A 14,033-nucleotide genomic window follows, 5' to 3' on the forward strand; every position below is an offset into this window, starting at 1 on the left:
GTGTCCGGCGGTACCGAGCCCGGCCGGGCGCCTCAGAAAGAGCCGCCCGAGGGCTCGGTGCGGCCGACGTCGCGGCGGCTGCTGGTCGCGATCGCGGTCCTCGGCCTCGCGATCGGCGTCACGCTGGTCAAGGTCGTCGAGTCCGGCGGCGGGGTGGCGCCGGGGGTGTCCTGGCTGACGTTGGTCGCCTGGCTGTTCCTGGCCGCGCTGCTGTTCGTGGCGGCCCGCAACACGCACCAACGGATCCAGGTACGCCGGGAACGGATGGAACCGTCGCGCGCCGTGTTCCTGTTGATGATCGGGAAGGCAAGCGCGTTTGTCGGCGCGTTGTGCACCGGCGTTTACGCAGGGTTCGCGTTAAGCTTCGTGCAGGCGCTGGGCTTCTCAGGGCCTCGTAACAGAGTGATCATGGCCGGAGCCGCGGCGGTGATCTCGGTGCTGGTCGTCACGGCCGGATTGTTGCTCGAACGTGCGTGTCGCATTCCCGAGGACCCCGACGAGACCCCTTAACATGGCGACCCATGGGGTCAAGGGGTAGCCGCCGTCGAACCAGGACCACAGTTCTCACCGTCGCCAACGGTCTGCTGATCGTCGGCTGTCTGGGTGCGAGTATCGCGCTCTTCTCGCAGAATGCCTGGATTCTCCGGGCCGCCGCGGGCGGGGCTGTTCTGGTTGCGATCGCTGCTGCCGTGCTGTTCCGTCACCAGCTGCTGGTGGAACGGCTGGCCCACTCCGACGAACGCGCACAGGTCGCGCAGGAGTACTCGCGGATCACCAGCGCGCGCGTGGTGGAGAACGCCGAGTTCGTCGACCTCATGCAGCGCCGACTGGACAAGATCGACCAGCGCCTGGACAAGATCGACGAGGAGGTCGCCACGGTCGTCGCGGCCGGCGACAAGCACTCGCAGGCCGACGCCCCCACGGTCGTGGACCTCAAGCTCCGGGGCCTCGCCGCTTCTTGATCACCCTGTAGGTTCAGGCGTGTGGATCTCGCCGAACTGCTGAAGGTTGCCGAAGCCGCCGTCGCCCGCGGGCGGGCCGTCACCGAGTCGATGGCGCCGGGAGTGCTGACCTCGAAGGGCGACCGGGACATGGCGTCCGAGGTCGACTTCGCCGTCGAGCGGGAGGTACGGGCGTTCCTCGAACGCGAGACGCCGGACCTGGGCGTGCTCGGCGAGGAGGAGGGCGGCGCGACCGACGGGACCCGCTGGGTGCTGGACCCGATCGACGGCACGGTCAACTTCGTCCACGGCGTACCGCTGTGGGCGATCTCGCTGGGCCTGATCCACGAGGGGCGGGCGGTCGCGGGTGTGATCGACCATCCGGCGCTGAACACGACGTACGTCGGCGCAGAGGGACTGGGTGCGACCTGCAACGGGAAGCCGATCCGCGGCAGCGAGTGCACCGAGCTGTCCGAGGCATTGGTTGCCGTGGGCGACTATGCGGTCGGGCCGGACGCCGCGAAGGTGAACGCCGACCGGGTCGCGCTGACCCAGCAACTGTTCCCGCGGGTGCAGCGACTGCGGATGATCGGTACGGCGGCCACCGCCCTGACCTGGACGGCGAACGCCTACTTCGACGCGCTGATCATGTTCTCGAACAAGCCCTGGGACACGATGGCGGGCGTGGCGATCTGCCGCGAGGCGGGCGTGACCGTACTCGATCTGGACGGCACGGAGCACGCGCCGGAGTCGCGCGGCGTCTTCGCGGTCAGCTCCGGGCTGAAGGACCAGTTGCTCGACCTACTTGTCGATGTCGCCGACCACGAAGAACATGCTGCCGAGGATCGCGATCATGTCCGGGATCATGGTGCCGGGGAGCAGCGCGGGTAGTGCGGAGATGTTGTTGAAGCTGGCCGAGCGGAGCTTCAGCCGCCACGGGGTCTTGTCGCCCCGGGAGACCAGGTAGTACCCGTTGATGCCGAGCGGGCTCTCGGTCCACGCGTACGTCTGCCCTTCGGGAACTTTGAGGATCTTCGGCAGTCGTACGTTGACCGGCCCGGCCGGGAGCGTGCGGAGCTTGTCGAGGCAGGCGTCGACCAGGTCGAGCGACACCTTCACCTGTTCGAGCAGGACGGAGAAGCGGGCGTAGCAGTCGCCTTCGGGGCGGGTGACGACCCGCAGTACCTCCTGCAGGTCGCCGTACGCGAGGTAGGGCTCGTCGCGGCGGAGGTCGGCGTCGACGCCGGAGGCGCGGGCGATCGGGCCGGAGACGCCGTACTGCGCGATCAGTTCGGGGGAGAGCCGGCCGACGCCGACCGTGCGGGCGCGGAAGATCTCGTTGCCGAGGATGATCTCCTCGATGTCGGGCAGCCGCCCGCGAACCGCGGCGGAGGCGGCGGAGGCGCGGCCGAGCCAGCCGTACGGGAGGTCCTCCTTCAGGCCGCCGACCCGGTTGAACATGTAGTGCATCCGGCCGCCGGACAGCTCCTCCATCACCGCCTGGATGGTCTCGCGCTCGCGGAACGCGTAGAACACCGGCGTGATCGCGCCGAGCTCGAGCGGGTACGAGCCGAGGAACATCAGGTGGTTCAGCACCCGGTTCAGCTCGGCCAGCAGGGTACGCAGCCAGACGGCGCGCTCCGGGACCTCGAGGTTCATCATCCGCTCGACCGCGAGCACCACGCCGAGCTCGTTGGCGAACGCGGACAGCCAGTCGTGCCGGTTCGCCAGCACGATGATCTGCCGGTAGTCGCGGACCTCGAACAGCTTCTCGGCGCCACGGTGCATGTAGCCGATGATCGGCTCGCAGCCGACGATCCGCTCGCCGTCGAGCGTCAGCCGCAACCGCAGTACGCCGTGCGTCGCCGGGTGCTGCGGCCCGATGTTGAGCACCATGTCCGTGGTCGGCAGGTCCGAGCCGGCCCCGCCACGCTCGTACGCAGGGTCGAATCCAGCAGCTCCCGCGCCGACTCCGACCACTTTTTCCGTGCTCATGCCTCCTATCGTGACAGGCTGGTGCCGTGGATGACCTCTTCGCACCCTCCGATGTCAGTTGGACGCCGGTCTCGCCGAAGCTGGCCACGCTGCGCCGGCTGAACGCGGGGATCATGGCCGGGCTGGCCGCGATCGCCGCGCTGCTGGCGCTCGGGCTGACCGTGGGCTGGCTGTACGGCGTACTCGCGGTGGTGGTGATCGCGCTCGTACTCGGCTGGGCGTGGATCCTGATCGGGCGCAACCAGCGGTCCTGGAAGTACGCCGAGCGCGAGGACGAGCTGCTGGTCAGCCACGGGATCATGTTCCGCGAGCTGGTCGTCGTACCGTACGGCCGGATGCAGTTCGTGGACGTCACCGCCGGGCCGCTGGAGCGGGCGTACGGGATGGCCACGGTCGAGCTGCACACGGCGACCCCGGCGACCGACGCGAAGATCCCCGGGCTGCACCCGGACGAGGCCGGGCGGCTGCGTGACCGGTTGTCCGCCCTCGGCCAGTCGCAGGCGTGGGGCCTGTGACCCAGCAGACTGTGGAGACCGTCGGGCAACGGCTCCACCCACTGACGCCCTTCGTAAAGGGCTGGGGGTACTTCGTCGTCGCGGCTGTCGCCCTGGTCAACAACGAGGGCCTGCGGCAGAACCTGACGTTCGCCGGGATCGGCCTGGCCGCCGTCCTCGTCGGCGGGATCCTGCTCGGCGCGCTGTCCTGGTGGTTCACCAAGTGGCAGCTCACCGACGACGCGATCCGGGTGGACAGCGGGTTCCTGTTCCGGCGGACGCGGATCATCCGGTTCGACCGGATCCAGGCGATCGACGTGGCACAGCCGTTCGTCGCGCGGCTGTTCGGGATGGCCGAGCTGCGGATGGACGTCGCCGGCGGCGGCAAGATCGACGGCAAGCTGAGCTACTTCCAGTACGGGCAGGCACAGGATCTCCGTACGACGCTGCTCGTCCGTGCGAAGGGCCTGCAAGCGGCCGAGGCGCAGGCGGCCGAGCAGCAGACCGAGGACGTCGCTCCGCCGTTGCTGACCGTGCCGACCGGGCGCCTGCTCGGTGCGACGCTGCTGTCGTCGACCGTGGTCGGTAGCGCGGGTGCTCTGATCTGGTTGATCGTCGCGACGATGGTGCTGAACTTCCACGTCGGGCTGGTCGCCGGTGTCCCGCTGCTGCTCGGTGTCGTGCAGCCGATCTGGAAGCAGGTCGTGGGGAACCACGGGTTCACGCTGTCCGCGACCACTCACGGTCTGCGGACCAAGCGCGGGCTGTTCGACGTACAGCGGCAGACGATTCCGCCGGGCCGGGTCCAGGGACTGCTGATCACCGAGCCGTTGATCTGGCGGCTGCTGCGCTGGTCGCGGGTGGAGCTGGACATCGCCGGTGTAGCCGGTAAGCAGGACGACGCCGACGACCACATGGAGGGTGCGCAGCTCCTGCCGGTCGGCGACCGTGCCGAGGTGGCGTACGTGCTGGCGCGGGTCCTTCCGGGGTTCGACCTGAGTGCGATCGAGCTGCACCCGGCCCCCGCGCGTGCCAAGTGGCTGCGGCCGATCGGCTGGCGGTACCTGGCGTACGGCGTGGACGAGCAGGTCATGGTCACCACCCGCGGGTGGGTCAGCCGGCGTACGTCGATCGTGCTGCATCACAAGACGCAGTCCGTGCGGTTGGAGCAGGGGCCGATCCAACGGCGGCTGGGACTGGCCGACGTACACGTGGACACGCCGCTCGGTCCTACGGACGCGGTGGCGTTGCACCAGGACCAGGTGCACGCGGCGGCGCTGGTGGAGGCTCAGGCGGACAGGGCGCGCGCTGCGCGTCGTACGGTGTCTGCTCCGGTCGCTGTCCAGACCCAGCCGAAGCCGCCCAGCCCGGAGGGGTCCAGCAGTTCGGCTGCTTCGCCGGCTGAGGACAGCTCGGACAGGTAGCGCATCGCGTCGTTCTGAGCGAGCTCCAGCGGCGGACGCCGTCCGGAGACGCCCAGGGCCGTCAAAGCCTCGCGCTGCGTGGTCAGGTGCCCGCCAACGGCGGCTGCAAGCGAGTCCAGCGCTACGTGGGCGGTGATGTCGCAGCTGCCGTCCGGCGTTGGGTCACATTCCCGGCCGTTGCGGAAGCCGGTGAGGGTGCCGTACGGCGGCCTGCTTGCTTTCACGTGACCGTAGTCGATCGCAAGCGCGAAACTCCCCGCCGTCAGCCGACCGACGACGTCCGCCCAGGACTGTTCCCGGAGTAACCCCACCTCGGCCCGCTCCCCGGCGGGCCACCAGGTGGTGAGCCAGTGGAGGTCGTTGCCTTTTACAACCGGTCCTGGGCTCTCGTCGGCGAGCAGGTAGTGCGGGGTGCCTTCGTCGTCCCACTCGACGGCCTCGCACGGGAGGTTGTCGAGCCACTCGTTCGCGATCACCAGCCCGGACAACCGGTCGGGCAGTTCGTCGCCGAGTTCGATCTCGACGACCGGCAGACCCTCAGCGCGCAGAACGTGCCCCAACTCACCGGAACCCGCGCCGATGTCCACCACCACGTCCAGCTCGAGTTGCCGGGCCAGCCGCGCGATCGCCCGGCCGAACAGTGGCGACGCGTGCACCGACGTACGGAAATGCGCAGCCGGACGCTCCCGCCGGTAGAACCCGTCGGGACCGTAGAGCGCCTGCTGCCAGGCCGCACGGAAGCTCTCGGTCATATGGACCAGACCGCTCCTAGGATCGGCATCGTGGCGATCCTTCCAGAAGAGCTCGGGTCCATGTACGACGGCCGGCCGGTGTTCGACGTCGTCGGCGCGGACCGGCCGTTCGAGGTCAGCCCGGAGTGGCTGGACAGTACCCGGACGAAGCTCGGCGAGATCGTCGCCGGGGTACCGAACGACGACCCCACCAAGGGCCGGGCCGGCTACCGGGACGGCACGCCGCGGCTGGCCAGCAACTTCTACTTCGTCGTCCGGAGCCTGCTGCCGCCGCTCGGCATCGTGCTCGGCGGTGCCCGCAACCTTGCCTACCTGCTCTCGTCGGAGTGGCGCAGCGAGCCGCCCGCGATCGAGACCGACATCGAGGGCTGGCTGGCGGGTCCGGTCGAGTTCATCGTGCCGTTCCCGCTGCGGAACAAGCTCGACCCGGCGCTGCAGGAGCCGTACGTCCGGGCCTGCCGCGAGATGCTCGACCTGCTCACCGGCATCCCGGGCCTGGAGGCCGGCCGTACGGCGATGGCCACCATGCTCGACGAGGTGCTGGCGGACCCGGAGTTCCTCGCCCTGCACACGAAGGAACTCCGCTCCACGATGGTGAAGCGCTGGGGCGAGCGGTTCGGCGACGACCAGTTCCGCCGGGCGTTCCCGCACCTGTCGGGCAACCCGCTCGACCTGATGGTGTACGCCGTGAACCGGCTGCAGTCGGCGTACGACAAGATCGCCGCGGCCACGCCCGAGACGGAGCAGCCGTTCGCGGTGGAGCTGGCCGCCGTACTCCGGCAGATCGGGCGCTCGAGTACGCCCGCGGGCCTGTCCTTCACGGGTCTCGGGCCGACCGGCGTGGCCGACGTACAGAAGGCGCTCGACCAGAAGACGGCGGCGTTGACGCCGGCCGAGTGGCGGCGCCGGCAGCTGGACCGGCTGGGGCGGGCCGTCGAGGCGGGCGTGCCGTACCAGGCGCGGGAGTACCTGGCCGCGATCTACCAGGTCGGCGCCAGCTTCAACGGCCTGCCGAACCAGCCGGACGCACCGAAGGACCTGCTGATGACGACGGGCTTCGTCCGGCGGCTGCGGGACCTGAACGCGCTCCGGCCGTCGGCCGCGGCCGACACCGCGGCCGACCCGGACGGTACGGCGGACCCGCAGCGCGCCGACCCGCCGGTCGACGGCGACCCGATCGCCGACCTGAACGCGATGATCGGACTCGGCCCGGTGAAGACCCGGGTGCACGAACTGGTCGCCGAGGCGCAGGTCGCCAAGCTCCGGATCGACGCCGGCCTGCGGCTGCCGAAGCCGATGGGCCATCTGGTCTTCAGCGGCAACCCGGGCACCGGCAAGACCACGGTCGCGCGGATCCTCGCCGAGGTGTACCGGGACCTGGGCATGCTCTCGTCCGGGCACCTGGTCGAGGTGGGCCGGGCCGACCTGGTCGCGTCGTACATCGGGCAGACGGCGCCGAAGGTGACCGAGGTGGTCGAGAAGGCGCTCGGCGGCGTGCTGTTCATCGACGAGGCGTACGCGCTCTACAACGGCTCCGGGAAGGACTTCGGCCGGGAGGCGATCGCGACGCTGATCCAGCTGATGGAGAAGCACCGCGACAACCTGGTCGTGGTGATGGCCGGGTATCCGGGGGAGATGTACGAGCTGCTGGACAGCAACCCGGGCGTGAAGTCGCGGATCCGGACGTTCGTGAACTTCCCGGACTACACCGACACCGAGCTGCACAAGATCTTCTTGCACGCCGTGGAGCAGTCCGGGTTCGTGCTCGGCGAGGGCGTGGCCGGGCTGGTGCTGACCGGGTTGCAGAAGGTGCCGCGGGCGCCCGGATTCGGCAACGCGCGGACGATCCGCACGATGCTGGAGCGGATCGCGACGCTGCAGGCCGTTCGGCTGGCGGGGCTCGAATCGCCCAGCCTGGAAGAGGTCCGGACCATCGAGCCGGTCGACGTCGGCAACCTGTCCGAGGAGAGCCTGCGGGACCTGCCCCGGCACCGGAACCCGCAGGCCGAGCTGGCCGCGATGACCGGGCTGACCGACGTGAAGGCCACCGTCCAGCGGCTCGCTGCCGAGGCCAAGGCCGACGTACTGCGGTCGCAGGCGGGGATGCCGCCGCCGCAGCGGTCCCGGCACCTGATGTTCACCGGGAACCCGGGCACCGGGAAGACGACCGTGGCGCGGCTGGTCGCGCAGATCTACCGGGACCTGGGCCTGCTCGGGATCGGCCACCTGGTGGAGACCACCGCGAACGAGTTGGTCGGCGAGTCGTACGGCGCGACCGGACCCAAGGTCAAGCGGGTGGTGGAGCAGGCGCTCGGCGGGGTGCTGTTCATCGACGAGGCGTACGCGTTCGCGGACCTGAACGACATGGGCCGTGAAGCCGTCGCCATGTTGATCAAACTGATGGAGGAGCACCGCGACGACCTCGTTGTGGTGCTTGCCGGGTACACCGAGCCGATGGAGCGGCTGTTCGGGTTGAACCCCGGGCTGCGCTCGCGGGTGCCGACAACGGTCGACTTCCCGGACTACACCGAGCCGGAGCTGGAGCAGATCTTCTCGTACCTGGCCACCAAGGCCGGGTACGTGCCGGCCGAGGGCGTGCTGGAGCGGATCGGTCCGCTGCTGCGGAAGGCCCAGAACGCCGAGGACTTCGGCAACGGGCGGGACGTACGCAACCTGTTCGACGCGGTCGTCGCGCAGCAGGCGGTCCGGATCAACGCTCTGCGGGACCCGTCGGTCGAGCAGATCCGCGCGCTGACGGCTGCCGACGTACCGACGAAGTGGCGGAACGACGGCCCGGCCACCACGTCGATGGGGTTCCAGGTCAGGCGCTGAGCCGTACGGCGCCGAACTGGCGCCACACGCCCTCCGCGTTCTCCCGCCACAGTCCCAGCTCGTTCAGCTGGACAGTAGGCGCCGGTGTGGCAGCCAGCACGGCGTTGGCCTCGGCCACGACGTCAGGGCCGCCCTGGGCTGACGAGGAGATGGTCAGGTGCGGGTGCGGGTCCGGGAAGTCGCCACCGTACGGCGGGCACTCCGGGAAGACCTTGAAGACCGTCAAGAGCAGTGCGCGGACCTGGTCGAACGGCTCCGGCTTCAACCACGCCGTACCGTTCGGGAACTGGCCCGCGGTCGGGAAGCTCAGCTCGAACGGCTGGACGGTGGACGCAGCGGCCTGTAGACGGGCTAGGTCGTCGTCTGTGGGCTCAGCAACCCAAGGGACCAGCACAGTCACGTGGGGCGGGATCAGCTCGGTCAACGGGACCTGAGGGCGTGCAGAGGACCGCGACACCGAACGCCAACGGTCCGTGTACGCCGCAAGCTCCGGCACTGTGATGAGGATCGCCGTCAATTCGGTCCGTACAGCCCATGCTTCGGTCACCGCGCCATCCTCCCATCGCCTACGCTGACAAGTAGATCGTCTGGTACCCCGCAGTGGGACTGGAACGAGAAGAGAGTGAGTGATGGAACGGATCGGCTTGATCGGAGCCGGCCGGGCCGGGACCGCCCTGGGAGCAGCCTTGGCGGCAGCCGGACATCCCCTGGTCGGAGTGACCGCGCGGTCGGACGCGTCGTTGGAACGCGCCGCCCGCCTTCTGCCTGCTGTGCCGGTGCTGCCCGCCGACGAGGTCACGGCGCGCGCTGACGTCGTACTGGTCGCCGTACCGGACGACCGGATCCAGGAGGTCGCGCAGACCCTGCCGCTGACCAGTGCGCAGTACGTCGTGCACCTGTCCGGAGCGCACGGGCTGACGCCGCTGGCCGGACTGGCCGCGACCCCCGTGGCGCTGCATCCGGCCATGACTTTCCCAGGTGGCCCGGTGTCGCTGGACGGGGTCATGTTCACGGCCACCGCACCCGATGCGGCTCAGCAGCTCGTGGAGCGCCTGGTGAAGGCTCTCGGCGCACAGGTGCAGTGGGTGGCCGACGACCAACGTACGGCGTACCACGCGGGCCTCGTGCACGGCGCGAACCACCTGACCACCCTCGTCTGCCAAGCGCTCGCCGTACTGCGCGAAGCGGGCGTGGCCGACCCGGCGGCGACGCTCCGGCCGTTGCTGACCGCAACCCTCGACAACACGCTCCGAGCCGGTCATCATGCGCTCACCGGGCCGATCGCCCGGGGCGATGTCGACACGGTGGCAGCACATCTGGCCGTACTACGAGGCAGCACGCGCGACACCTACACCGCGCTGGCCAAGGCCACCGTGGAGCTGGCCGACTGGCTGGAGGCAGAACGGACCGCCGGCTTCGGCGAAGTACTGAACCGGACAGGGGAGGCACCGCGATGAGACTCACCCAGACCAAGGCCGAACTGCGGGCGGCGGCCGCGATCCGGCCGCGGGCGGTCGTGATGACCATGGGCGCCCTGCACGACGGCCACGCCGCACTGCTGAGCGAGGCCCGCGAACGGGTCGGGCCGGAGGGCAGCGTCGTACTGACGATCTTCGTGAACCCGTTGCAGTTCGGGCCGACCGAGGACTTCGACCGGTATCCGCGGACGCTGGCCAGCGACCTCGCGATCGCGAAGAACGCCGGCGTCGACCTGGTGTTCAACCCGTCCCGGGACGAGCTGTACCCGAACGAGCCGTCGGTCACCGTGCACCCCGGGCCACTCGCGGACGAGCTGGAAGGCGTGTTCCGGCCCGGGCACTTCTCCGGCGTACTCACGGTGGTGTCGAAGCTGTTGCACCTGACCGCGCCGGACATCGCGCTGTACGGCGAGAAGGACTACCAGCAGCTGACGCTGATCCGCGAGATGGTGTGCGACCTGGACATGGACGTCGACATCGTGCCGGTGCCGACCGTACGGGAGCCGGACGGGCTCGCGCTGTCCTCACGCAACCGCTACCTGAGCGAGACCGAGCGTGACGAGGCGCTCGTGCTGCACCGGGCGCTGAGCGCGGGCGCGAAGGCCGGGATGAACGGCCCGGACGCCGTACTCGCCGCGGCCCAGGCCGAGCTGGAGGCGGTGCCGTCGGTGAAGATCGACTACCTCGCGCTGCGCGCCCCGGACCTGGGCCCGGTGATCGGCCCGGGCGAGGCCCGGATGCTGATCGCAGCCCGCGTCGGCCTGACCCGTCTCATTGACAACATTTCCATCACCCTTCGATGAAATCGATTGATACCGTCGCGGAATGATTGTTCCTGCCGTCCCGCGACGGCTGTCCGCGCCGGAACCTGGCTGGACCGATGCCGTCGACGTGGTGGTGATCGGCTCCGGTGTTGCCGGACTGACCGCTGCGCTGAAGGCCCGTGAGCTGGGCTCCGTGCTGGTGGTGACCAAGGACGTCGTCGCGTCCGGCTCCACCCAGTGGGCCCAGGGTGGGGTCGCCGCCGCGCTCGACCCGGAGGACTCGCCCGAGGAACACCTCGAGGACACGCTCGTCGCGGGCGCCGGGCTGAGTGACCCCGAGGCGGTCCGCGTCCTGGTCACCGAAGGCCCGGACGCGGTCCGGGACCTGATCGAGCTGGGCGCCCGGTTCGACACCCTGGCCGACGGCGAGATCTCGCTCGGCCGCGAGGGCGGCCACCACCGGAACCGGATCGCGCACGCCGGCGGCGACGCGACCGGCGCGGAGATCGAGCGTGCGCTGGTCGCCGCGGTCAAGCGCGCCAAGGACATCCGGATCATCGAGCACGCGCTCGTGCTCGACCTGCTGACGGCCGCGGACGGCGCGATCGCCGGCGTCACCCTGCACGTGATGGGCGAGGGCCAGCTGGACGGCGTCGGCGCGATCCGTGCCCGGGTGGTGATCCTGGCCTCCGGCGGGCTCGGACAGTTGTACGCGGCAACGACCAACCCGAGCGTCTCGACCGGCGACGGGATGGCGCTCGCCCTGCGCGCCGGTGCGAAGGTGCGGGACCTGGAGTTCGTGCAGTTCCACCCCACCGTGCTGTGGCTGGGAAAGAGCGCGAAAGGCCAGCAGCCGTTGGTGTCCGAGGCGGTCCGCGGCGAAGGCGCGTTCCTCGTCGACCACACCGGAAAGCGTTTCATGCAAGGGCAGCACGAGCTTGCCGACCTCGCGCCGCGGGACATCGTGGCGAAGGCGATCATGCGCCAGATGCTTGCCACCGGCAAGGACCACGTGTACCTGGACGCCCGGCACTTCGGCGACGAGAAGTGGCGGGTCCGGTTCCCGACCATCCTGGCGTCCTGCCGCTCGCACGGGATCGACCCGGTCCGCGAGCTGATCCCGGTCGCCCCGGCCTGCCACTACTCGTCCGGCGGCGTCCGGACCGACCTGAACGGCGAGACCTCGGTCCCCGGGCTGTACGCGTGCGGCGAGGTCGCCTGCACCGGCGTGCACGGCGCGAACCGGCTCGCGTCGAACTCCCTGCTCGAAGGGCTCGTCTTCGCCCGGCGGATCGCCGCGCACCTCGCGGACGGTCTGCCGGCGCGGCGCGAGCCGGTCGAGGACCGCCGTACGCCGGGACTCGTCGACGCGGACGCCGTACCGGAGCTGCAGCGGGCGATGACCGTCGGCGCCGGGGTGATCCGGAGCGCGGCCGGACTGGCCGAGGCCGGGGCGACGATCGGCAAGCTGACCGAGCAGCCGGCCGCCGAGCCCGGGACACCCGGCTGGGAGGCGACCAACCTGGTGACGGTCGCGTCCGCCCTGATCGCCGCGGCCACCGCCCGGGAAGAGAGCCGCGGCGCGCACTGGCGCGAGGACCATCCGGACCGCGATGATCTGCACTGGTTCGGCAGCCTGGACGTCACCCTCGACCAGCACGCCGTGCCGCAGGCCACGTTTGTTCCGCGCGACCACGAGGAGAATGAGCGGCATGGATGAGACAGTCGACCGGCAGTGGGTCGGGGACCTGGTGCGCGCCACCATCGAGGAGGACCTGGCCGGGGGCGTCGACGTGACGACCACCGCCACGGTCGACCCGGACCAGGTGTCGATCGCCGAGCTGGTCGCCCGGGCCGACGGTGTGGTCGCCGGGCTGGAGATCGCCGAACTGGTGCTCCGCCAGGTCGCGGCGCCGGACGAGCTCGAGATCGAGTACGCCGTCCGCGACGGGGCCACCGTACGGGCGGGCGACGTACTGCTGACGGCCCGCGGCAAGACCCGGCAGCTGCTGACCGCCGAGCGCACCACGCTGAACCTGCTCTGTCACCTGAGCGGCGTCGCCACGCTGACCCGGCGCTGGGTGGACGCGGTCGAGGGCACTGGTGCGGTCATCCGCGACACCCGCAAGACGATGCCGCTGCTGAGGTCGCTGGAGAAGTACGCCGTCCGCTGCGGCGGCGGGAAGAACCACCGAATGGGGCTGTCCGACGCCGCGCTGATCAAGGACAACCACGTGGTCGCGGCCGGCGGTGTCGCGGAGGCGTTCCGGCTGGTCCGCAAGGCGTACCCGGACATCTCGATCGAGGTCGAGGTGGACTCGGTCGAGGACGCGGTGATCGCGGTCGAGTCCGGCGCGGAGCTGATCCTGCTCGACAACATGGACGTCCCGGTGCTCCGCGAGGCCGTCGAGAAGGTGGCCGGCCGGGCCCGCCTGGAGGCCTCCGGCGGACTCACCCTGGACAAGGCCCGCGCGGTCGCCGAGACCGGCGTCGACTTCCTCGCCGTCGGCGCGCTCACCCACTCGGCCCCGGTCCTGGACGTCGGCCTGGACCTGAAGGAGGTCTGAGTGTTGCTGGCCGTCGCCGTCGAGAACACCAGGACGCTGGTCGGCCTGGTGTTCGAGGGGACGGTCAAGCGGCACTGGTGGGTCGGGACGGACGACCGGCGGACCGCGGACGAGTGGGCCGTGCTGTTGCAGGGCCTGCTCGCCGGTGAGGCGCCGGTGAGCGGGATCGCCGTGTGTTCCGCCGTACCGCATGTCCTGCATGAGCTGCGGGACGTGGTGGCGCGGTACTACCACGACGTACCGAGCGTCGTCGTCGAGCCCGGGGTGAAGACCGGGCTCCCGGTGCTGGTCGACAACCCGCGCGAGGTCGGCACCGACCGGATCGCGAACGCGCTCGGAGCCTTGACGCTGGCCGGAGCACCCTGCCTGGTGGTCGACGTCGGTACGGCGATCACGATCGACGTGGTCAACCCGGCGGGCGCGTTCATCGGCGGGGTGATCGCCCCCGGCATCGAAACCGCGACCGACGCGCTCGGCCGCGCCGCCGCCCAGCTGCGCCGGGTGGAGCTGATCCGGCCGCGCTCGGTGGTCGCGAAGAACACCGTCGAGGCGCTGCAGTCCGGCGCGATCCATGGCTTCGCGGCGCTCGTCGACGGCCTGATCGCCCGGATCCGGACCGAACTGTCGCTGGCCGACGACACCCCGGTGGTCCTCACCGGAGCCCTGGCGCCGCTGCTCGACGGCCAGCTGCACACCCGCACCCGTAACGAGCCGCTACTGCCCCTGCGCGGTCTGTACCAGGCGTTCGCCCGCAACAACGGCTGAATCTCTTGTGCCCTTGAGGTG

Annotated in this window: 13 protein-coding genes and 1 pseudogene; 11 read left to right on the forward strand and 3 right to left on the reverse strand. The window is 70.3% G+C overall.

The features are described from left to right. From ACFV9C_RS18685 to ACFV9C_RS18695, 3 genes are read left to right on the forward strand one after another with little or no spacing between them, the layout of a single operon-like run. Positions 1-510: a DUF3180 domain-containing protein gene (locus ACFV9C_RS18685; RefSeq protein ID WP_380195132.1), complete on the forward strand. Its 510-nt coding sequence runs from the start codon at positions 1-3 to the stop codon at positions 508-510. Between the two features lie 11 nt (positions 511-521). Continuing rightward, the gene (locus tag ACFV9C_RS18690) at positions 522-962 is read left to right on the forward strand and encodes a hypothetical protein (RefSeq protein WP_380195133.1); all 441 of its coding nucleotides are present in this window, start codon (positions 522-524) and stop codon (positions 960-962) included. Positions 963-983: 21 nt separating this feature from the next. Further along, the gene (locus tag ACFV9C_RS18695) at positions 984-1,832 is read left to right on the forward strand and encodes an inositol monophosphatase family protein (RefSeq protein WP_380195134.1); all 849 of its coding nucleotides are present in this window, start codon (positions 984-986) and stop codon (positions 1,830-1,832) included. Here the strand turns inward: ACFV9C_RS18695 and ACFV9C_RS18700 are convergent. Next, positions 1,743-2,936: an NADH-quinone oxidoreductase subunit D gene (locus ACFV9C_RS18700; protein WP_380195135.1), complete on the reverse strand. Its 1,194-nt coding sequence runs from the start codon at positions 2,934-2,936 to the stop codon at positions 1,743-1,745. The genes ACFV9C_RS18695 and ACFV9C_RS18700 overlap by 90 nt on opposite strands. 26 nt (positions 2,937-2,962) lie before the next feature. Between ACFV9C_RS18700 and ACFV9C_RS18705 the strand changes: the two genes are divergently transcribed. Together ACFV9C_RS18705 and ACFV9C_RS18710 are read left to right on the forward strand one after the other, a co-directional pair. Continuing rightward, positions 2,963-3,451: a PH domain-containing protein gene (locus tag ACFV9C_RS18705; protein ID WP_380195137.1), complete on the forward strand. Its 489-nt coding sequence runs from the start codon at positions 2,963-2,965 to the stop codon at positions 3,449-3,451. Then, positions 3,448-4,854, forward strand: a complete 1,407-nt coding sequence (locus ACFV9C_RS18710; RefSeq protein WP_380195139.1) for a PH domain-containing protein — start codon at positions 3,448-3,450, stop codon at positions 4,852-4,854. The genes ACFV9C_RS18705 and ACFV9C_RS18710 overlap by 4 nt, the downstream gene beginning before the upstream one ends. A gap of 101 nt (positions 4,855-4,955) precedes the next feature. Here the strand turns inward: ACFV9C_RS18710 and ACFV9C_RS18715 are convergent. Continuing rightward, positions 4,956-5,606, reverse strand: a pseudogene (locus ACFV9C_RS18715) (SAM-dependent methyltransferase); the annotation flags it as partial. 30 nt (positions 5,607-5,636) lie between these two features. On the opposite strand from ACFV9C_RS18715, the gene ACFV9C_RS18720 reads away from it, so the two are divergent. Next, entirely contained in the window at positions 5,637-8,438 is a 2,802-nt protein-coding gene (locus ACFV9C_RS18720) for an AAA family ATPase (RefSeq protein ID WP_380195140.1), read from the forward strand. On the opposite strand, the gene ACFV9C_RS18725 is transcribed toward ACFV9C_RS18720, so the two are convergent. Beyond that, a complete protein-coding gene (locus ACFV9C_RS18725; protein WP_380195142.1) occupies positions 8,428-8,985 on the reverse strand; it encodes a 2'-5' RNA ligase family protein in 558 nt (185 codons plus the stop codon). The two genes, ACFV9C_RS18720 and ACFV9C_RS18725, sit on opposite strands and share 11 nt — an antisense overlap. An 82-nt stretch (positions 8,986-9,067) precedes the next feature. Between ACFV9C_RS18725 and ACFV9C_RS18730 the strand changes: the two genes are divergently transcribed. From ACFV9C_RS18730 to ACFV9C_RS18750, 5 genes are read left to right on the forward strand one after another with little or no spacing between them, the layout of a single operon-like run. Continuing rightward, positions 9,068-9,895, forward strand: coding sequence for a Rossmann-like and DUF2520 domain-containing protein (locus tag ACFV9C_RS18730; protein WP_380195144.1), 828 nt, complete (start codon positions 9,068-9,070; stop codon positions 9,893-9,895). Continuing rightward, positions 9,892-10,719 carry a pantoate--beta-alanine ligase gene (gene panC / locus ACFV9C_RS18735; RefSeq protein ID WP_380195145.1) on the forward strand — a complete coding sequence of 276 codons (828 nt, stop codon included), beginning with the start codon at positions 9,892-9,894 and terminating at the stop codon, positions 10,717-10,719. The genes ACFV9C_RS18730 and panC overlap by 4 nt, the downstream gene beginning before the upstream one ends. A gap of 22 nt (positions 10,720-10,741) precedes the next feature. Next, complete coding sequence (locus ACFV9C_RS18740) at positions 10,742-12,400, forward strand: L-aspartate oxidase (RefSeq protein ID WP_380195147.1); 1,659 nt, start codon at positions 10,742-10,744, stop codon at positions 12,398-12,400. Further along, positions 12,393-13,247 (forward strand): carboxylating nicotinate-nucleotide diphosphorylase, encoded by an 855-nt coding sequence (gene nadC / locus ACFV9C_RS18745; RefSeq protein WP_380195149.1) that lies wholly within the window; start codon positions 12,393-12,395, stop codon positions 13,245-13,247. Before ACFV9C_RS18740 ends, nadC begins: the two co-directional genes overlap by 8 nt. After that, entirely contained in the window at positions 13,248-14,012 is a 765-nt protein-coding gene (locus tag ACFV9C_RS18750; RefSeq protein WP_380195151.1) for a type III pantothenate kinase, read from the forward strand. The last annotated feature ends 21 nt before the right edge of the window (positions 14,013-14,033 follow it).

Origin of the sequence: Kribbella sp. NPDC059898 (assembly GCF_042730855.1) — a bacterium.
Classification (GTDB): Bacteria; Actinomycetota; Actinomycetes; order Propionibacteriales; family Kribbellaceae; genus Kribbella.